The following is a 19,743-nucleotide window of genomic DNA, read 5'->3' as shown; positions in this document are numbered from 1 at the left end:
TTGAATATGTTTGTATAAAAATTCTGTTTTATAAATAATTATTCGAAGAGGGATGCACAATGAACGGATATTTACACTTAGCAAACGGCGATTCGTTCGCCGGACACATTGAACATACAGCAACGCACCAGGCAGAAGGAGAAATTGTTTTCTTTACTGGAATGACTGGTTATCAAGAAGTTGTGACTGATCCATCTTACAAAGATCAAATTATCGTCTTTACGTACCCTTTAATTGGGAACTATGGTATCAATGAAAAAGATTATGAAAGCAAAAAGCCTCACGTAGCAGGGGTTGTCGTATACGAATGTTCAGATGAAGGGTTCCATTACGAAGCGATGTACAGCTTTAAACAATATTTAAAGAAATGGAACATTCCGCTTATTACACATGTGGATACGAGAGCGGTCGTAAAACGAATTCGAAAAGAAGGTACGATGCAATCTGCCTTTTCGGCATCTGCTAAGCCGCCAGCATTTACTGCTGAATGCGATGGATATGTAGTAAAAGAAGTGTCAACAAAAGAGCCTGTTACTTACGGAAACGGTGAAAAACACGTTGTATTAATGGACTTTGGCTATAAAAAATCAATTTTACAAGAGCTGTTAAATCGAGAGTGCAAAGTAACGGTTGTTCCTTATTCTACAAGCTCTTCAAAAGTAAAAGAGCTGCAGCCGGATGGCATTGTCTTATCAAACGGACCTGGAGATCCAACTCAAGTAAGCAGTCAGCTGGATGAATTAAAAGAAATTATTTCATCGTATCCAACTTTGGGAATTTGCTTTGGACATCAGTTAATTGGGCTTGCTTTTGGGGCACAAACCAAAAAGCTGGCGTTCGGTCACCGAGGAGCTAATCAGCCTGTAATTGATTTAACAAATAACAAAGTGTGTATGACGTCTCAAAACCATAGCTATGTCGTAGACGAACAGACGATTACGTCTACCCCATTAAACGTTCGATTTAAAAATGTGAATGACGGATCGGTTGAAGGTTTAATGCATAAAGACCTTCCTGTTATGTCGGTTCAATATCATCCAGAAGCACATCCTGGACCAAGTGACAGCACGTATATCTTTGATGAATTTATGACGAAAGTACAGCAAGTAGGGAGCGGAAAAGTATATGCCTAAAGACCAAACATTAAAAAAGATTTTAGTAATCGGATCAGGACCAATCGTAATTGGGCAAGCAGCAGAATTTGATTATTCAGGAACTCAGGCATGCTTGTCATTAAAAGAGGAAGGTTATGAAGTTATCTTAATCAATAATAATCCAGCTACGATTATGACGGACACTCACGTAGCAGATCGAATCTATTTTGAGCCATTAACAGTAGACTGCGTAGAGAAAATTATTGCAAAAGAAAAGCCGGATGGTTTGTTAGCCACGTTAGGCGGACAAACGGGCTTAAACTTAGCTCTTGAGCTTCATGAACAAAACATTTTGCCAAAATACGATGTGAAACTTTTAGGAACACCGATTGAATCAATCAAAAAAGGTGAAAGTCGTGAAGAGTTCCGCGCATTGATGAATGAACTGAATGAACCGGTGCCGGAAAGTGAAGTTGTCACAAAAGTAGAAGAAGCGTTAGCTTTTGCCGAGAAAATTGGTTTTCCTGTTATTGTACGTCCTGCTTATACGTTAGGCGGAACGGGCGGAGGAATTGCTCATTCTATGGAAGAGCTTGAAAAGCTTTCAGCGTCAGGTTTGCGTGAAAGTGCTATTACTCAATGCTTAATTGAAAAAAGCATCGCCGGATTTAAAGAAGTTGAGTACGAGGTTATGCGTGACGTGAACAATACGTGCATTACAATTTGTAATATGGAAAACATCGATCCGGTAGGCGTTCATACTGGAGATTCAGTAGTCGTTGCTCCTTCTCAAACGTTAACAGACGTGGAATATCAAATGCTTCGCTCTGCTTCAGTTAAAATTATTTCATCGCTTGGGATTATTGGGGGGTGCAACATTCAGTTTGCGCTTGATCCAAAAAGCAAGCAGTACTATTTAATTGAAGTAAATCCGCGTGTGAGCCGTTCGTCTGCTCTTGCATCAAAAGCAACGGGCTATCCGATTGCTAAAATTGCTGCAAAGCTATCGGTAGGCTACACGCTTCATGAATTATTAAATCCTGTGACAGGAGACACGTATGCAAGTTTTGAACCTGCTCTTGACTATGTAGTAGTGAAATTTCCAAGATGGCCGTTTGACAAGTTTTTCTACGCTGAGAGAACGCTTGGTACCCAAATGAAAGCAACTGGAGAAGTAATGGCTATTGACCGTAACTTTACGCGTAGCTTCCAAAAAGCATTGTCTTCTTTAGAAATTGACTTACAGGGATTAGAAGTAGAAGAACTGCAAGAACTTTCAACGGATGAATTAAAAAGCAAGCTTGGCGAACAAAGCGATGAGCGTATTTTTGTTATCCTTGAGCTTTTACGCCGCGGCACAACGCCTGAGTATATTCATGAAGTAACCCAAATTGATTATTTCTATTTAACACACTTTACACAGCTGATTAAAATGGAAGCTTCTTTAAAGGAAGTACGTTTCGATTCCATTACAGCTGAACACTTCAAACAAGTGAAGGAGCATGGTTTTACAGATGCTTATCTAGCAAGCGTATGGAGTGTGCCGGAACTTGACGTAAGAGCGAAACGTAAAGCACTACATATTACGCCAAGTTATAAAATGGTGGATACATGCGCAGCGGAGTTTGAATCTTCTACGGCTTATTTCTACTCTAGTTATTACGGTGAGAGTGAGATTGAACCATCAACGAATAAAAAAGTTGCTATTATCGGTTCTGGACCAATTCGTATCGGGCAAGGAGTAGAATTTGACTACAGCTCTGTACACGGTGTGCTTGCTCTTGAAAAAGAAGGGTACGAAACGATTTTAATTAACAACAATCCAGAAACGGTAAGTACGGATTTTGAAGTAGCAGACCGCTTATATTTTGAACCTGTAACAGTAGAAGATGTATTAAATGTTCTTGATGCTGAAAATGTGACGGATGTAATTGTTCAATACGGAGGTCAAACTGCTATTTCGCTTGTTAAAGGACTAGAAGAAGCTGGCGTCAATTTACTGGGGATTACAAATGATGTCATTGATGCACTTGAAGATCGTGACCTGTTCTATAAGCTCTTAGATGACTGCGATATTCCGCACATCCCAGGTGAAATGGCCAAAGATGAGCAAGAGCTTGTCCAAAAAGCAAAAGATATGGGATTCCCATTACTTATTCGTCCTTCTTACGTGATTGGCGGAAAAGGAATGCTGACAATTCAAAATGAAACAGAGCTTCAGGCTTGTTTACCTGCTATTAAAGCTTCTCATTTCCCAATGCTTATTGATGCTTACTTCCCTGGAAAAGAAGCGGAGATTGATGTTGTAGCAGACGGAAAAGATGTGTTGATTCCGACAATCGTTGAACATATTGAAAAAGCCGGCGTTCATTCAGGAGACAGCTATGCGCTTTTACCAGCAAAAACAATAGAAGCAGCACATAAAGAAAAAATGGTGAGCTACGCTCAAAAAATTGTAAATAAACTTCAATATAAAGGTATTATGAATATCCAATATGTTATTTACAATGATGAAGTCTACATGCTGGAAGTTAATCCGCGTGCCAGCCGTACAGTGCCTGTAGTAAGCAAAGTGTGCAACACGCCGCTTGTTTCGCTATCAACTCAAATATTACTTGGGAAATCATTGTCGGAAATTAGTGAAAAGCTAGGTTTATTGCCAGATCCGGCTTACACAACTATCAAGTTTCCAGTGTTTTCGACAAGTAAATTATCAGGAGTTGATCCACTTGTTGGACCGGAAATGAAGTCAACCGGTGAAGGAATTGCGATTTCTTCAACGATTGAAGAAGCAGCAAAAAAAGTATTCCATCAGTACGTGTTAAGTAAAAAAGGTGCTGCAGAAGTGTATATCAACGGAGAAGCGCAGGGCCTTGAAGAACTTGTGCAAAGCGCGGGATTAACTCTTGTTAAAGATAAAGAAGTTAGTGAATGGGTAAAAACGAAAGAAGCTTTATTATATGTAAGCTTACAGCCTGAAGATAAAGAAAGCCGTATGTCAGCATTAAAACACGGTTTAATGGTTATGACGGAGGCAGAAACGGCTTCGCTATTTTTCCAATCGTTCCAAGTCGATGAATATCAAGTTTCATCACTGCAAGAATGGTTTCAAAAAACTAAAAAGGAAGTGACAGTATCATGAGTACGGTATCGGTAAATACGAATTTAAAAGGAAAAGATTTGCTTACGCTTAAAGATTTATCATCTGACGATATTATGTCACTTTTGGAAAGCGCCATTGAGCTGAAAGAAAAGCATAAAAATGGTGAGATCGTCACATCGTTAAAAGGAAAAACGCTGGGGCTCATTTTTGAAAAATCTTCAACAAGAACAAGAGTCTCATTTGAAGCGGGAATGATGCAGCTTGGAGGAAACGCCCTCTTTTTAAGCAGCCAAGATTTACAGATTGGACGCGGAGAAACGATTGCTGATACAGCGCGCGTACTATCTGAATTCATAGATGCTATAATGATTCGTACGTTTGAACATAGCAAGATCGAAGAGCTTGCAGATTACGCATCCATTCCCGTTATTAATGGTTTGACAGATGATTATCATCCTTGTCAGGCTCTAGCTGATTTATTAACGATCTACGAGCACAAGAAATCATTTGAAGGGCTAAAAGTAGCTTACGTTGGAGACGGAAATAATGTAGCGCATTCGTTAATGATTGCATGTGCAAAAATGGGGATAGATATTTCAATTGGATGCCCTGATGGATATGAGCCAAAAGACTTTGTAACAGCTTATGTTAATGAAATAGCTGCTACAACAGGTGCAAAGGTTACGATTACAAAAGATCCTGTAGAGGCTGTAAAAAATGCCGATGCTATTTATGCAGACGTATGGACAAGTATGGGACAGGAAGAAGAAGCACAGCAGCGCTTGAAAATATTTGCTCCTTATCAAGTAAATGAAGAACTAGCTGCCTATGCTAAGTCAGACTATTTATTTCTACACTGCTTGCCTGCGCATCGTGAAGAAGAAGTAACAGCAAGCATTATTGACGGACCAAATTCTGTTGTCTTTCAGCAGGCTGGAAATCGTATGCATGTACAAAAAGCTTTGCTGCAAGCCATTTTAGCTTAAGAGAAAAACCCTTTCTGAGAATATCAGAAGGGTTTTTTTGTTTAAAGGGAATTAATTGAGGGAACACCAATTGTATACTAAACAGAACGAAAGGTGATTTATGATGAAAGTATTAGTTGTTGGAGCAAACGGAACAACGGGAAAACAAGTGGTAGAAAAAGTTGCAAACAGCAAGCAGCACGAAGCTTATGCAATGATTCGCGACGAAAAGCAAGCAGACGCGTTAAAGAAGCTGGGTGCCAACGTTGTGCTTGGTGACTTGGAGCAAGATGTTTCAGATGCTTTAAGAGGTATGGACGCTGTCATATTTGCAGCAGGTTCTGGAGGACATACCGGAGACGAAAAAACAATCGCTGTGGATCAAAACGGTGCTAAAAATATCATTGATGAAGCAAAAAATCAAGGTGTAAAGCGCTTTGTTATGTTAAGTTCAATGGGAACAGACGCACCTGAACAAGGACCAGAAGGCTTACAGCTTTACCTGCGTGCGAAAGCGATAGCGGATGAATACTTAAAGCAGTCTAATCTGCAGTATACAATTGTACGACCAGGAACTTTATCGAATGATCAAGCTACTGGGAAAATTGATATCAATAATGATATTGAAGATAAATCTCAGACGATTCCTCGAGCGGATGTAGCAACCGTGCTTGTAGAATGTCTAAACGAAGAAGCTACGATAGGAAAAACGTTTGAAATGTTAGCTGGAGAAACTGAAATCGAACAAGCTATTAAATTTACTCATTGATACAAAAGGGCGGATCTAAAGGTCTGCTCTTTTTCTCTTCCTAATATGAAAACATCTCCATTATGAAACAGAAATCTTAAGGGAATAGTATAGGAGAACATTTCATTTCAGGAATGAGGAGGCAGGACAATGGGACAAAATCGTCATTTCACACCGGGTCAAAAAGCTCCTAATAACGGAGTGTATATTGAAATTGGTGAAACAGGAAGTAACGTAAATAATCCTCAAAAGGTTAAATTAAAAGCAGGAGAGCGTTTTCCAGAGACGGCAAACGATGATCGCCACTGGACATACATGCGCAAGCCTTAAATAGTAAAAAATAAAGAAGCCATTCTAAATTGAATGGCTTTACTTGTTTTCCTATTGCTGGGTATAATAAAATAAAGGTCAATAAAGGTCAAATGTATCGAAGGAGGATATTCAATGGATATAAATAAAATGACCCAAAAATTGCAAGAAGGCGTGATGGAAGCGCAGTCCGAAGCTATTAAACGAAATCAGCAGGAAGTAGATATTGCTCATTTGCTTTATACGCTTATTCATCAGCAAGATGGTATTGCTCCTCGCATATTAGATCATTTACATATAGATCATCAATCTTTTCAGCAGCAGGTAAATCAATTGCTGGCGAAAAAACCAGCCGTTACTGGAAGTGGAGCTGAAGCAGGGAAAGTTTATATTACAAATAAACTTCAGCAGCTGTTTGTTAAAGCTCAAGAAGAAGCATCTCGTCTGCAAGATGATTATGTTTCAGTTGAGCACATCTTTTTAGCCTTAGCACAGGAACCGTCTTCTAGTGAATATGGCAAGTTATTTTCAAGTCACGGTATAACAAAAAAAGCTCTGCAAGATGTGCTTACTAGCCTTCGAGGAAATCAGCGAATTACAAGTCAAAATCCGGAAGTTACATATGAAGCGTTAGCTAAATATGGAAGAGACTTAGTGGCAGAAGTACGAGCTGGGAACATTGATCCCGTCATTGGACGAGATGGAGAAATTCGCCGCGTTATCCGCATTTTATCGCGAAAAACAAAAAACAATCCAGTTTTGATTGGAGAACCTGGCGTTGGTAAAACAGCAATTGTTGAAGGTCTAGCACAGCGTATCGTTCGTAGAGATGTGCCTGAAGGATTAAAAGATAAAACCATCTTTTCATTAGATATGGGAGCTTTAGTAGCAGGAGCGAAGTTCAGAGGCGAATTTGAAGAGCGTTTAAAAGCTGTTCTTCAAGAAGTCAAGAAAAGCAACGGTCAAATTCTTTTATTCATTGACGAACTTCATACAATCGTTGGAGCAGGCCGTACGGACGGAGCGATGGATGCAGGGAATATTTTAAAACCAATGCTTGCTAGAGGAGAACTTCACTGTATAGGAGCTACAACTCTTGATGAGTATCGTCAGTATATTGAAAAAGATCCAGCTCTTGAAAGACGCTTTCAACAGGTGCTGGTTGAAGAACCTTCAGTAGAAGATACAATCTCTATTTTACGTGGTTTAAAAGAAAGATTTGAAATTCATCACGGTGTAAACATTCATGACCGGGCGATTGTTTCAGCAGCGGTTATGTCAGATCGTTATATCTCAGATCGCTTTTTACCTGATAAAGCAATTGATTTAATTGATGAAGCATGCGCAACCATTCGAACAGAAATTGATTCGATGCCATCAGAATTAGATGAAGTAACGCGACGTGTCATGCAGCTTGAAATTGAAGAAGCGGCATTAAGTAAAGAAACAGATCAAGCAAGCATCACAAGGTTAGAGGCAATTCGAAAAGAAGTCTCTGATTTAAAAGAACGTGCAGATACAATGAAGCTGCAGTGGGAAAAAGAAAAGCAGTCGATTCAAACGGTGCAAGATGTCCGGGAGCAGCTTGAAAAAGCGAAGCGAGACCTAGAAGAAGCTGAAGGGAAATATGATTTAAATAAAGCAGCTGAACTTCGCCACGGACGCATTCCAGCTCTTGAAAAAGAACTAAAACAGCTGGAAGAAACAGCTGCTGAAAAAGCACAAGAAAACCGTTTGTTAAGAGAAGAAGTAACAGAAGAAGAAATTGCTGAAATTGTAGGAAGGTGGACGGGAATTCCGGTATCGAAACTAGTTGAAGGAGAAAGAGAAAAGCTGTTGAAGCTTGAGTCCATTTTACAGCAGCGTGTGATTGGACAGGATGAAGCCGTATCCTTAGTTACAGATGCTGTGATTCGTGCACGGGCAGGAATTAAAGACCCGAACCGCCCGATTGGATCATTTATTTTCCTAGGACCTACCGGAGTAGGAAAAACGGAGCTAGCCAAAACGTTGGCCCATTCTTTATTTGACAGTGAAGAACAAATGGTTCGTATTGATATGTCTGAATACATGGAAAAGCACGCGGTCTCTAGGCTTATAGGAGCGCCTCCTGGCTATGTAGGGTATGAAGAAGGCGGACAGCTAACGGAAGCGGTGAGACGCAAGCCTTATTCAGTCGTTTTGTTGGATGAAATTGAAAAAGCTCATCCCGAAGTATTTAACGTGCTCCTTCAAATACTAGATGATGGAAGAGCAACAGATTCAAAAGGAAAAGTCATTGATTTTAAAAATACAGTCATTATTATGACGTCCAATATCGGTTCTCAATTTTTATTAGACGGTTTAACAAGTGAAGGCGAGATTACTGAAAAAGCCAGAGAGCAAGTGATGGCTCAATTAAGACAGCATTTTCGCCCAGAATTTTTAAATCGAGTAGATGACACGATTTTATTCAAACCGCTAACTGTTCATGAAGTAAAAGGGATTATTGATAAGCTATTGCTTCAGCTTGAAAAGCGTTTATCCGATCGTCATATTTCGTTAACGTTAACAGAAGAAGCAAAAAATTATATCGCAGCCTCCGGGTTTGACCCGGTATACGGGGCTCGCCCTTTAAAAAGGTTTATTCAAAAATATATTGAAACAAAAATTGCCAGAGAATTAATTGCAGGGCAAATTGAAGATTATAGTCAAGTGAAAGTTGACGTAAAAGATGATGAGTTTGTTGTCAGCGTGTAAGTTTTCTAAAAAGGCCATTCATGATAAATTGAATGGTCTTTTTTTGCTATTAAGAGCAGCTTGCCTTTTAAAATAAATAAAAAGAAATGAAAGAAAATACATGAAGGCTAAGCGTAAAAACTTATTCAGTTTTAGGTTGTAGAATATATCTAATTCATTTATGATAATACAAAATGGGCAAAGGAGCATGAATGAGCACATGAAGGACCGTATAGAGCTTATATATGACGAAGCATACGATTTTATAGATCAGGCATTAACTAAAATAAGAGCGCTGGATAAAAATGATCTTCAAACTGAAAATGAAGAAGTGCAGGAAAAGGCAGAACGGACAGAGTTTGCACTTCAAGCTGCACGAGATATTTTAGAAAATATGATTATCCCGGGTAAAAAATTGACTTTTATTTACGAAAAAGGTTCTGTGGTAGTAGAAATTCCCGATAAAAAATAAAAACGACTTCCTTTTATGGAAGTCGTTTTTATTTTGGCAATGCAAAGTGCTCATCAATGGATGCATCACTTTTTCGATACTGCCCAGGTGTCATATTGGTTGTTTTGCGAAATACTTTTGTTAAATAATTGGCATTTGCATAGCCGACGTTTTCAGCAATTTCTTCGATTGAATACTTGGTTTGATGCAATAGCTCGGCCGCTTTTTGAATGCGAAGCTTCGTTAAATATTGAATCGGCGTAATCCCTGTTGTTTGTTTGAATAACCGGCTAAAATGATAGCGAGATAAATGGGCTGCATCTGCCATCTCATCCGGACCGATTTCTTCATGATAATGGTTGCGGGCAAATAAAATAGAGCTAATGATACTTTCAGGCCAATCCTCTGTAAAACTATCCATGCTTTTAATATATTGATACAGCTCCATTACAAAGCGGTAAGATAAGCTTGAGGCATGAAATGGATCTGCTATATGTTTTTCACTTGCCCGCTTATATATTTGAGCAAGCAGCTGAACAGGTGCTGATTCAGGGTGAAATCGAATTACAGGGGAGTGGGTTGACTGAATATAATCCCAGCATTTTTGTACTTCATCTCCGTATAATGTAAGAAAAATAAACTCCCAGTTTTCACTTTCCTTTGGTAAGTAATAGCGATAATTTCCAGGTATATTGACGATGAATGCTTTTCCAGCATCCACTTTATATTCTTTTCCATCTATTTCAATCATCCCGTACCCAGAAACCGTGTATTGAAAAATATATTTTCCTACATCTTTTCGCTGATTTCCGCTCCAGTTATAAAGAGGAGAGAAAACTTCATCCCATCCAACCGACCAGAGCTGCGCAACTTCGTTTGTGCGGGATTCTAAAAACCTGTATGCGTACGTTGAATATTCTTGAGCTTGGAAATGTGAGAGCAAATTTTCACCTTCTTTTTGAAATAAAGTAGTACTTAATTCTTACTTTAACGTAATCGCTTTCATTTTTCTATAATTTTTTGAAAATATCATGATTATTTTTAGTGAATGTCTCTAAATCTATTATTTTCTTATAATTTGCAAGTCAAAGCTTACATGAAGATAACACCTTTTTGGCGCAAGAGTAGTTCATCATCAATTTAAAAGAATCATTTTTAAAGTGATAAGCAAAAAAGTACCGATTATCGATAGTAATTTTACCATTGAGGCAAGGAAAATTGGACTTTACAATGTACATATGAATCCGTTTCCAAAAAACTACTTAAAATAGGTGATAATAAATGCTGGGAAAATTAATCGAAGAGTTCAAACAAATATTTCATTCGTCAGAAGCTATTCGCTGCTTTTTTGCGCCAGGACGTGTCAATTTAATTGGAGAACATACTGATTATAATGGAGGGCATGTTTTTCCTTGTTCATTGAGTATAGGAACGTATGCGGTAGTACAAAAACGTCATGATCGAAAAATACGTATGTACTCTAAAAACTTCTCTGAAGCAGGCGTTATTGAATCTTCTTTAGAGCAATTAACGTACAAAGCCGAGGATGATTGGGCTAATTATCCAAAAGGAGTAATGGACACCTTTAAAAAGCACGGATATGACCTTCCTTTTGGTTTTGATATCTTGTTTTTCGGCAACATTCCTAACGGAGCAGGGCTTTCATCGTCGGCGTCAATTGAGTTAGTCACATGCGTACTTTTAAATAAAATTCTTGAATTGAATATTGATATGATAGACCTTGTAAAAATGGCGCAGCAAGCTGAAAATGAATTTATCGGCGTAAGCTGCGGGATTATGGATCAGTTTGCAATTGGAATGGGAAAGGAAAATCAAGCCGTATTGTTAAACTGTCAAACTCTTGAATATCATTATAGCCCGCTGCAATTAACAGATGCTGTGCTCGTTATTTCTAATACAAATAAGCGAAGAGGGCTGGCAGACTCAAAATATAATGAACGACGCATGGAGTGTGAAAGAGCGCTGTCAGATTTGCAAACGTCACTTTCCATTACTTCGCTTGGTGATTTAACCAAAGAGCAATTTGAAAAGCACAAATCTTTGATACAAAATGAAGTAGATTGTAAGCGCGCTAAACATGCGATATATGAAAATGAGCGCACAAAAGAAGCGGTTGGTAAATTGCAAAATGGTGATTTAAAAGGGTTTGGTCAATTGATGAATGAATCGCACCGTTCGCTGCGAGATGACTATGAAGTAAGCGGGAAAGAATTAGATGCTCTTGTAGAAGCAGCTTGGTTGCAAGAAGGTGTGATTGGATCACGCATGACAGGTGCAGGCTTTGGCGGCTGTACAATCAGCATCGTAAAAAAAGCACAGGTTGATAGGTTTATTGAGGAAGTAAAAGACGCCTACTATAAGAAAACAAGTTTAGAAGCTGAATTTTATGTGGTTACGGTTGGAGAAGGAGCGCGTGAACTCACATTAGAAGCAGTATAAGAGAAAACAGATAGAGAAAGGAACGAGTGTATGTCAGTCAACATTCATGAAGAAATCACCCGACTTATTCAATATGGTTTACAAAAGAATCTAGTAACAAAATGGGATATAGATGTGGTGAGAAATAAACTGCTGGAAGTGTTAAAACTCGACGAATGTATTATAGTAGAAGTCAAAGAAGAACGTCTGGAACATCCAGCTGCTATTTTAGACAACATGCTTGATTGGGCTGCAGAAAACAATCGAATCGCCGAGAATTCTATCACGTATAGAGATTTATTCGATACCAAAATAATGGGATGCTTTGCAAGCATGCCTTCAGAGGTTAATCGGACATTTTATGATCACTATCAGCAAAGCCCTCAAAAAGCCACAAGCTATTATTATAAGCTGTCAAAAGACATTCACTATATTCGCAGAGATCGAATTGCTAAAAACGAAAGATGGGTAACAAACACTGACTTTGGAGAACTTGAAATTACTATCAACTTATCAAAGCCGGAAAAAGATCCAAAAGCAATTGCAGCAAGCAAATCATTGAAGGAAAGCAACTATCCGCTGTGTCTTCTATGTAAAGAAAATGCTGGTTATGCAGGTCGTATTAACCACCCAGCTCGTCAAAATCACCGGATTATTCCTGTAGAATTGCAGGAAGAGCTGTGGTATATGCAGTTTTCACCTTATGTTTATTATAATGAACATGCCATTATTTTTGCGAGTGAACATACACCCATGCATATTTCAAAGCAAACGTTTAAGCGGCTGCTTGCCTTCGTTGAACAATTTCCACATTATTTTTTAGGGTCAAATGCAGACCTACCCATCGTAGGAGGATCTATTTTAACTCATGACCACTTTCAAGGCGGCTATCATGATTTTCCTATGGCTAAAGCAAAAATAAATAAATTGTTCTCTCTTAAAGCATATCCAAACGTGAAAGCTGGAATTGTTCATTGGCCGATGTCGGTCGTTCGTCTTCAAAGTTCTCACCTTGCACCATTAGTGGAAGCAGCGGATTTCATTTTGAAGAAATGGAAATCATATAGTGATCAAAGTGCCGATATTTTGGCTTTTACAGGTCAAACTCCTCACAATACGGTCACGCCTATTGCTCGGAAAAGAGGAGATTTGTACGAATTAGATTTAGTACTGCGAAACAATCGAACAAACGGCAAGCACCCAGATGGTATTTATCATCCGCATGCAGAAGTTCATCATATCAAAAAAGAGAACATAGGTTTAATCGAAGTAATGGGGCTTGCGGTTTTACCCGGTCGTTTGAAAGACGAAATGAGTCTAGTGGCCAAAGGGTTGGTTCAGAATAACCTGAGTGAGTTAGCCAGCAGACATGATCAAGTGCAAAAACACGTGAAGTGGGCGGAACAAATCAAGAAAAAATATCCACATATTGAAGCGGAAAATGTTCAAGAGATTCTCCAACAAGAGCTCGGTTTGGTCTTTGCCACTATTTTAGAACATGCAGGTGTGTTTAAACAAACTTCTGAAGGGCAGCTCGCATTCAGTCGTTTTATGAATTCGTTAAATGAAGCGTAAATCATTAATAAAAACAGGCAGCTCGTTACGAGCTGCCTGTTTTTATACAGTTAGGGCATGCTGTTTCAAAAGGATATACAGAGCCTGTGTTCCTTTATTATCATCGCCTTGTTTTTCGAGCTGTTCATAAAGTGATTTTGCTAATTTTAGCCCGGGTGTATACAGCTCCATTTCTTCAGCTGATTCAATGGCAATCTTCATATCTTTAATGAAGTGTTTAATATAAAAGCCTGGTTCGAAGTCTCCTTTAATCATGCGAGGAGCTAAATTGCTTAACGACCAGCTTCCCGCTGCGCCTGTTTCAATACTTTTTAGAACGGTATTCGGATCTAGTCCAGCTTTTTCAGCATAAAGTATCGCTTCGCAAACACCCATCATATTAGAGGCTATAGCAATTTGATTGCACATTTTTGTATGCTGACCAGCACCGGCGCTTCCTTGAAGAACGATATTTGTCCCCATTTTTTCAAGAATAGGCGTAACGGCAGAGAATGCTTCAGAATCGCCTCCGACCATAATCGCTAAGGTTGCTTTCTGAGCCCCGATATCTCCTCCTGAAACAGGAGCGTCAAGCGCATGAATGTGCTTCTCTTTTGCTGTTTGATAAATCTCACGAGCAAGTATAGGACTTGATGTCGTCATATCAATTGTATAGCAGCCTTTCTTTGCATTATGTATAATGCCGTCTTTTCCTAAATAAATCTCTTTTACATCGTGAGGGTAGCCTACCATGGTGATAATGACATCAGATTGTTCGGCCACTTCTTGAACGGTTTCTTGCCATTTGGCCCCTTTCTCAAGCAGTGCTTGAGCACGAGTTTTGGTTCGTGTATAAACAAGGACTTCATATCCTGCGTCAATTAAATGCCCGGCCATGCTTTGACCCATAACGCCTGTTCCGATAAAACCAATTTTTTCTTTAGTCACAGCAGTATTCACTCCTACAATTAATAGTTTGATTATTCTAAAATTATACAGTTAAAGTCTGGCATAATCAATGATTATAAATGTATATAAATGTAAAAAATAGCTTCAGTCATTCTTTTTGAATACGAGTTAACGAAAGAAATTGCTGAGAAGAGCTTATGCCAAAAGATAAAAAAAGCGCTGGCTTTACAGCCAACACTTTTTAGTGGTGATTATTTGCTGGTTTATTCGGTACACCCAGTTCTCCAATCAAAATTACAACTAGCGTGAAAACTACTCCAAGGATGGAAGCGGTTGCGAAACTGTAAGTACCGCCCGTCATTGCAGAGATTACGTACACTGCCATATTCATTAGTAAAAAGCCCCAAACAAAAGCCATTACGACACGCATTCTATTCACCTCGTTTACAGTACAGTTTGATTTCATTTTAGCATATAGCAGTCAAATAAGAAATTGAATTTTTTATGAATAAATAAGGGGCGTGTTCCTATATAGAAACAAAAGATCAATAAGTCAGAAATAGGCATTATTCTAGTGCGCTTTTTGATGGTTCTATCATACACTGTATGGAACAACTAGTAAGTTACGGAGGAAGAGCTATGATACATCGACGCTTTTTTAGCTTAGATACGCAATGGAATGTCGTACATGTCCCTGAACGACCGAATGGTTTCGGTGTGTTAGTATTGGGTGATAAAGATCATTTTGTTGAAAGTTCAACTAGCTTATGGATTCAGCACGGCGGAAGGTCACAGCTGTTGCAATGTTTACAAGATGAAGGATACACAGTATTTTATTCCAATTTATATGGCCGGCATTGGGGGTCTCCTGAAGCATATCACCTTGCAAAACAACTTTATCATTTAGTAATGAAACAAGAAATTTTAAATAAACGAATTCATATTTTAGCTGAAGGAATGGGGGCTCTGTTAGCGCTGCAGCTAATGGAAAATGACGGGAATACGTTCATTCGATCAGCTGGTTTGCTAAATCCATGTATTGATCTTCATACGCATGCAGAACATGAAAAAAACAATAAATTCTTTTATAAACAATTCACGAAGGACTTGACTCAAGCTTATAAAGTGGAGCGGAAGCAAGTATCAAAGCTAATTAAGGAGTACCCTTCCGTTACGGAATTAAAATCAACGCTGCCCGTGAAGATATGGACCGCGCCTAATGCCTCTACTCATTATCCAATTGCACACAGTAAAAAATATGAACTACATCGTGAAGAACTTCACTCTCCGATTATGCTTTCACTTTATTTGCCGGAAAAAAACTATTTATTTGAACGGTCCCTTCTCCAATTTTATAAACAGCATGAAAAAGTGTTATAAGCAAAGCTTCTATGATTATACATATCATAGGGGCTTTTTGTATAAGAGATAAAAGGAAAAAAGAGTTCATGATGCTTTTACAGATGAACTTCTTTGAAATAAGGAATGAGTGCTCTCTATAACTATAGGGATTTAAGCTTTTTGTTGAATAAATGATGAATGAAGAATTGGAGGAAGCGATATGGGAAATGTAGTAGTAATAGGGGCAAACCGCTTTATTGGTTTTCATTTATGTATGACTTTTTTAGACGAAGGTACAGAAGTAAAAGGATATACACATTCTGCTCATAAAGAAGAAGATGATTTGCAGGAAGAGATGAAATTTTTCTTAGGGCGAAACGCTAATTATACATCGACTGAAGTAGGAGATTCATTAGATATGATTACCTCAGAAACGGATATTGTCTACTTTACGTATTTCGATGGAGGAGATTTTTATCATCCTGATTTTTTAAGACAAGAAATGCAAAAAGCGCAGCAAGTACTCATTCAAGCGCTTAACAAATGCCGTCAATTCCACATTCGATTTGTGTTTGTTTCTACCATGCGCGTATTTGGAGACCAGCAGCGAAAGATTGAAGAAACAACGATTCCGGAACCGGACAGTAGTGAAGGAAGGCTATACGTTCATTTTGAGCGAATGATAGAAAAATATAAAGATGATGGATGGCCCATTATGATTGTCAGAACGCCGACTCTTTACGGACCTTGGCAGCCTTTGTCAATGTGCTATTCTAAAAATATTGCCGGGTACGAAGAAGCTTTTACCATCATGGAAGGCACGGATTTTATTATTTATATTGAAGATGCGGTCAGTGCACTTAGACGCTGTAAAACTTCTGCATATTCATATGAAGTAGTTCATTTAGTTGAAGAAAAGTTACAGCCTTGGAGTGCAGGAGCAAACATTACTCATATGGAGGTGAAGGAAGAAGCGGCTCAAGAGAAATATGAAATCAGCAGGAAAGCGAAAGAAATGCTGCATTTTTCTTCCAAAGTAACGGCTAAAGAAGGCATTTATCTGCAAAAAAAACATATGAGAACATTCTTTTTACCTCTTCATTAAAAGGAGAAAGTTGTACTTATAGAATAGATTCGCTAATATAAGGAGGAATAAATGTTTTTAATAAAGGAGATTTCACTATGGAAGAGCAAAATATGCAATTCATGCAAATTGCAATGAAGTACTTGCCAGAAGCAAAGCAGATCTTAGATGAAACAGGCGTTGAGCTATCAATGGAACACGTACAGCCGGTATTGACATTACTGACAAAAGTAATGAACGACGCCTATGAGCTTGGCAAGCAAGATGCGTTAGCTGAAAATGAAAACAACTAAAGAAAACAGCTCGGTAGAATCCGAGCTGTTATTTTTGTTTGGAAAATAAATCGACTAAAGGGGCAAACTGTTTAAGAAGAGGAGCTAGTTCTTCGACGGCGAGTACAATTTCATCGATTTGTTTAAATAATCTTTCCCACTCCTCTCGCTCTCTTTCTTCTCTTGATTTTCTGCGCCCAGCTCCAAACATAAAATCAGAAAAAGCTTCATTTCTTTGTCTTCTTGCCATGATACTCATTCCTTTCACTATTTTAATGGAGGGTAAGTTCTTACCTAATGTCCCATACTAGAGTAAGAGGGACCCGTATGATTACTATATGTAGCATGATAGATACCTGAGTAGGACGAACACCCATATAGACAAAAAATAAAAAATGAAGTAAAATTAGTACCAACTCATAATAATTGATTATATAATCGATAAATGAAATGACGGATATAGGTTTTATAGGAATATAAGCCTTTTATTTAAAGGAGAGGTTGATATGAACGCTGGTGTTCTAGGAATTGGACGTTATGTACCAGAGAAAGTTGTAACAAATTTAGATCTTGAAAAAGTAATGGATACATCAGATGAGTGGATTCGTACGCGCACAGGTATTCAAGAGCGCCGAATTGCAGCCGATAACGAGGACACATCTGATTTAGCTTATAAAGCAGCAGTTGAAGCTTTACATAAAGCTAACGTCGAGGCAGAAGATATTGACATGATCATTGTTGCTACGGTAACGCCAGATCAACCGTTTCCTACAGTATCATGTATGCTGCAAGAAAAATTGGGAGCAAAAAAAGCAGCTTCTTACGATGTGAGTGCAGCATGTGCAGGGTTTATGTACGGCATGATTACAGCTAAGCAATTTATTGAAACCAATGCTTACAAGCATATATTAGTGGTCGGTGTAGAAAAGCTTTCTAAGATTACAGATTGGGACGACCGTAACACGGCTGTTTTATTCGGAGACGGAGCAGGTGCAGTTGTAATGGGACCTGTATCAGAAGGACGAGGTATTTTATCCTTTGAACTAGGATCCGACGGCACAGGAGGCAAGCACTTGTATCAAAACGAGCTTGATCATATTGTCATGAACGGACGCGAAGTATTTAAGTTTGCTGTTCGACAAATGGGGGAATCTGCTGTTAATGTAATTGAAAAAGCAGGTTTAACAAAAGAGGATGTTGATTTTCTTGTACCTCATCAAGCGAATATTCGTATTATGGAAGCTGCAAGACAGCGATTAGACTTGCCTGAAGAAAAAATGTCTAAAACAATCCAATACTACGGCAATACATCAGCAGCATCGATTCCAATTTCAATTGTGCATGAGCTTGAAGCAGGGAAAATTCAAGATGATGATTTAATTGTAATGGTTGGCTTCGGAGGCGGTTTAACATGGGGAGCTATTGCTATTAGATGGGGAAAATAACACTACATTTTTAAAGCAACTGAAGGAGATGAATGTACGATGAATAAAAAACGTGTAGTTGTAACAGGACTTGGTGGGCTTACACCAATTGGAAATGACGTAGAAACAGCTTGGAAAAACGCAGTAGCAGGCGTGTCTGGCGTTGGTCCTTTAACAAGACTAGATGCAGATGAATTTCCGGCTAAAGTAGCGGCTGAAGTAAAAGATTTTAACGTGGAAGATTTTATTGACCGCAAAGAGGCTCGTAAGATGGATCGCTTTACTCAATATGCGATGGTAGCTGCATTGGCGGCTGTTAAAGATGCGGATTTGACTATTACAGAAGAAATTGCTCCAAACGTCGGCGTTTGGATTGGTTCTGGAATTGGCGGTATGGAGACGTTTGAAAATCAATATTCAACGTTATTAGAAAAAGGTGCCCGCCGTGTAAGTCCATTCTTCATTCCAATGATGATTCCTGATATGGCAACAGGGCAAGTTTCTATTGCTTTAGGGGCGAAAGGCGTGAACTCTTGTACGGTAACGGCATGTGCAACAGGTACAAACTCTATTGGTGATGCGTTTAAAGTAATTCAACGCGGAGATGCAGACGTGATGGTGACGGGCGGTACGGAAGCGCCAATCACGCGTTTATCTATTGCTGGTTTCTGTGCGAATAAAGCACTTTCTACAAATCCAGATCCTGCAACAGCATCTCGTCCGTTTGATAAAGACCGCGACGGCTTCGTTATGGGAGAAGGTGCGGGTGTTATTGTGCTTGAAGAGCTTGAACATGCACTAGCACGCGGCGCACGTATTTATGCTGAAATTGTGGGCTATGGTTCGACAGGAGATGCTCATCATATCACAGCGCCAGCTCCAGGAGGAGAAGGCGGCGTTCGTGCAATGCGTCATGCGATTGAAGATGCAGGCCTACAGCCAAGTGATATTGATTACATCAATGCTCACGGTACAAGTACAGGATACAATGATAAATTTGAAACAATGGCGATTAAAGAAGTATTTGGTGACCACGCTCAAAAAGTAGCAATTAGTTCAACAAAGTCAATGACTGGCCACTTGCTAGGAGCTGCTGGTGGAGTAGAAGCTATTTTTAGTGTAAAAGCAATTCAAGACGGTATTCTTCCTCCAACAATTAACTATCAAACACCTGATGAAGAGTGCGATTTAGACTACATTCCAAACAAAGCGCGTAAGCAAGAAGTAAAAGCAGTGCTAAGCAACTCACTTGGATTTGGCGGTCACAATGCAACAATCATCTTTAAAAAATACGAAGCATAATGAAAAATTCTAGGCTGATGCCTAGAATTT

At 39.0% G+C, this 19,743-nt stretch carries 18 protein-coding genes; 14 read left to right on the top strand and 4 right to left on the bottom strand.

Annotated features, from left to right (window positions below):
- Positions 1–59: 59 nt before the first annotated feature.
- The 7 genes from N178_RS09485 to N178_RS09455 all read left to right on the top strand — a co-directional run bounded on the left by N178_RS09485 (position 60) and on the right by N178_RS09455 (position 9,409).
- A complete protein-coding gene (locus N178_RS09485) occupies positions 60–1,133 on the top strand; it encodes a carbamoyl phosphate synthase small subunit (protein ID WP_045291934.1) in 1,074 nt (357 codons plus the stop codon).
- Entirely contained in the window at positions 1,126–4,236 is a 3,111-nt protein-coding gene (locus tag N178_RS09480; protein WP_045291932.1) for a carbamoyl phosphate synthase large subunit, read from the top strand. Before N178_RS09485 ends, N178_RS09480 begins: the two co-directional genes overlap by 8 nt.
- On the top strand, positions 4,233–5,183 hold the full coding sequence (gene argF / locus N178_RS09475; protein WP_045291930.1) for an ornithine carbamoyltransferase: 951 nt from the start codon (positions 4,233–4,235) through the stop codon (positions 5,181–5,183). The genes N178_RS09480 and argF overlap by 4 nt, the downstream gene beginning before the upstream one ends.
- Positions 5,184–5,286: 103 nt before the next feature.
- Complete coding sequence (locus tag N178_RS09470; protein ID WP_045291929.1) at positions 5,287–5,931, top strand: SDR family oxidoreductase; 645 nt, start codon at positions 5,287–5,289, stop codon at positions 5,929–5,931.
- Positions 5,932–6,060: 129 nt separating this feature from the next.
- Positions 6,061–6,240 carry a YjzC family protein gene (locus N178_RS09465; RefSeq protein WP_013055394.1) on the top strand — a complete coding sequence of 60 codons (180 nt, stop codon included), beginning with the start codon at positions 6,061–6,063 and terminating at the stop codon, positions 6,238–6,240.
- 114 nt (positions 6,241–6,354) lie between these two features.
- On the top strand, positions 6,355–8,958 hold the full coding sequence (clpB, locus tag N178_RS09460; RefSeq protein ID WP_045291927.1) for an ATP-dependent chaperone ClpB: 2,604 nt from the start codon (positions 6,355–6,357) through the stop codon (positions 8,956–8,958).
- Between the two features lie 199 nt (positions 8,959–9,157).
- The gene (locus N178_RS09455; protein WP_045291925.1) at positions 9,158–9,409 is read left to right on the top strand and encodes a hypothetical protein; all 252 of its coding nucleotides are present in this window, start codon (positions 9,158–9,160) and stop codon (positions 9,407–9,409) included.
- Between the two features lie 28 nt (positions 9,410–9,437).
- On the opposite strand, the gene N178_RS09450 is transcribed toward N178_RS09455, so the two are convergent.
- Positions 9,438–10,331 (bottom strand): helix-turn-helix domain-containing protein, encoded by an 894-nt coding sequence (locus N178_RS09450; protein WP_034654402.1) that lies wholly within the window; start codon positions 10,329–10,331, stop codon positions 9,438–9,440.
- Positions 10,332–10,669: 338 nt separating this feature from the next.
- On the opposite strand from N178_RS09450, the gene N178_RS09445 reads away from it, so the two are divergent.
- Positions 10,670–11,848, top strand: coding sequence for a galactokinase (locus tag N178_RS09445; protein WP_045291923.1), 1,179 nt, complete (start codon positions 10,670–10,672; stop codon positions 11,846–11,848).
- A 30-nt stretch (positions 11,849–11,878) separates the two neighbouring features.
- The gene (galT, locus tag N178_RS09440) at positions 11,879–13,402 is read left to right on the top strand and encodes a UDP-glucose--hexose-1-phosphate uridylyltransferase (protein WP_045291922.1); all 1,524 of its coding nucleotides are present in this window, start codon (positions 11,879–11,881) and stop codon (positions 13,400–13,402) included.
- Between the two features lie 42 nt (positions 13,403–13,444).
- Here galT and N178_RS09435 read toward each other — a convergent pair whose 3' ends face one another.
- Together N178_RS09435 and N178_RS09430 are read right to left on the bottom strand one after the other, a co-directional pair.
- The gene (locus N178_RS09435) at positions 13,445–14,329 is read right to left on the bottom strand and encodes an NAD(P)-dependent oxidoreductase (RefSeq protein ID WP_045291921.1); all 885 of its coding nucleotides are present in this window, start codon (positions 14,327–14,329) and stop codon (positions 13,445–13,447) included.
- Between the two features lie 202 nt (positions 14,330–14,531).
- Positions 14,532–14,720: a YjzD family protein gene (locus N178_RS09430; protein ID WP_013055400.1), complete on the bottom strand. Its 189-nt coding sequence runs from the start codon at positions 14,718–14,720 to the stop codon at positions 14,532–14,534.
- Positions 14,721–14,929: 209 nt separating this feature from the next.
- Between N178_RS09430 and N178_RS09425 the strand changes: the two genes are divergently transcribed.
- The 3 genes from N178_RS09425 to N178_RS09415 all read left to right on the top strand — a co-directional run bounded on the left by N178_RS09425 (position 14,930) and on the right by N178_RS09415 (position 17,008).
- Complete coding sequence (locus tag N178_RS09425) at positions 14,930–15,670, top strand: hypothetical protein (protein ID WP_013055401.1); 741 nt, start codon at positions 14,930–14,932, stop codon at positions 15,668–15,670.
- A 181-nt stretch (positions 15,671–15,851) separates the two neighbouring features.
- Positions 15,852–16,736 (top strand): NAD-dependent epimerase/dehydratase family protein, encoded by an 885-nt coding sequence (locus N178_RS09420; protein WP_045291920.1) that lies wholly within the window; start codon positions 15,852–15,854, stop codon positions 16,734–16,736.
- 77 nt (positions 16,737–16,813) lie between these two features.
- Positions 16,814–17,008 (top strand): ComZ family protein, encoded by a 195-nt coding sequence (locus N178_RS09415; RefSeq protein ID WP_013081746.1) that lies wholly within the window; start codon positions 16,814–16,816, stop codon positions 17,006–17,008.
- 28 nt (positions 17,009–17,036) lie between these two features.
- On the opposite strand, the gene N178_RS09410 is transcribed toward N178_RS09415, so the two are convergent.
- On the bottom strand, positions 17,037–17,237 hold the full coding sequence (locus N178_RS09410; protein WP_045291919.1) for a hypothetical protein: 201 nt from the start codon (positions 17,235–17,237) through the stop codon (positions 17,037–17,039).
- A 256-nt stretch (positions 17,238–17,493) separates the two neighbouring features.
- Here N178_RS09410 and N178_RS09405 point away from each other — a divergent pair, with 256 nt between their 5' ends.
- Entirely contained in the window at positions 17,494–18,432 is a 939-nt protein-coding gene (locus tag N178_RS09405) for a beta-ketoacyl-ACP synthase III (RefSeq protein WP_013081747.1), read from the top strand.
- A gap of 39 nt (positions 18,433–18,471) precedes the next feature.
- Positions 18,472–19,713, top strand: coding sequence for a beta-ketoacyl-ACP synthase II (gene fabF, locus N178_RS09400; RefSeq protein ID WP_013055405.1), 1,242 nt, complete (start codon positions 18,472–18,474; stop codon positions 19,711–19,713).
- Positions 19,714–19,743 lie beyond the last annotated feature (30 nt).

This window comes from Priestia aryabhattai B8W22 (assembly GCF_000956595.1).
Lineage (GTDB): Bacteria > Bacillota > Bacilli > Bacillales > Bacillaceae_H > Priestia > Priestia aryabhattai.
The sequence above is the reverse complement of the archived record's forward strand: the minus strand, read 5'-3'. Positions and strand labels throughout refer to the sequence as shown.

Coding starts and splice junctions, on each gene's coding strand:
- N178_RS09425 (WP_013055401.1), top strand. CDS start 14,930: ATGATACATCGACGCTTTTTTAGCTTAGATACGCAATGGAATGTCGTA.
- N178_RS09410 (WP_045291919.1), bottom strand. CDS start 17,237: ATGGCAAGAAGACAAAGAAATGAAGCTTTTTCTGATTTTATGTTTGGA.
- argF (WP_045291930.1), top strand. CDS start 4,233: ATGAGTACGGTATCGGTAAATACGAATTTAAAAGGAAAAGATTTGCTT.
- N178_RS09415 (WP_013081746.1), top strand. CDS start 16,814: ATGGAAGAGCAAAATATGCAATTCATGCAAATTGCAATGAAGTACTTG.
- N178_RS09480 (WP_045291932.1), top strand. CDS start 1,126: ATGCCTAAAGACCAAACATTAAAAAAGATTTTAGTAATCGGATCAGGA.
- galT (WP_045291922.1), top strand. CDS start 11,879: ATGTCAGTCAACATTCATGAAGAAATCACCCGACTTATTCAATATGGT.
- N178_RS09455 (WP_045291925.1), top strand. CDS start 9,158: ATGAAGGACCGTATAGAGCTTATATATGACGAAGCATACGATTTTATA.
- N178_RS09445 (WP_045291923.1), top strand. CDS start 10,670: ATGCTGGGAAAATTAATCGAAGAGTTCAAACAAATATTTCATTCGTCA.
- N178_RS09485 (WP_045291934.1), top strand. CDS start 60: ATGAACGGATATTTACACTTAGCAAACGGCGATTCGTTCGCCGGACAC.
- fabF (WP_013055405.1), top strand. CDS start 18,472: ATGAATAAAAAACGTGTAGTTGTAACAGGACTTGGTGGGCTTACACCA.
- N178_RS09405 (WP_013081747.1), top strand. CDS start 17,494: ATGAACGCTGGTGTTCTAGGAATTGGACGTTATGTACCAGAGAAAGTT.
- N178_RS09420 (WP_045291920.1), top strand. CDS start 15,852: ATGGGAAATGTAGTAGTAATAGGGGCAAACCGCTTTATTGGTTTTCAT.
- N178_RS09430 (WP_013055400.1), bottom strand. CDS start 14,720: ATGCGTGTCGTAATGGCTTTTGTTTGGGGCTTTTTACTAATGAATATG.
- N178_RS09470 (WP_045291929.1), top strand. CDS start 5,287: ATGAAAGTATTAGTTGTTGGAGCAAACGGAACAACGGGAAAACAAGTG.
- clpB (WP_045291927.1), top strand. CDS start 6,355: ATGGATATAAATAAAATGACCCAAAAATTGCAAGAAGGCGTGATGGAA.
- N178_RS09465 (WP_013055394.1), top strand. CDS start 6,061: ATGGGACAAAATCGTCATTTCACACCGGGTCAAAAAGCTCCTAATAAC.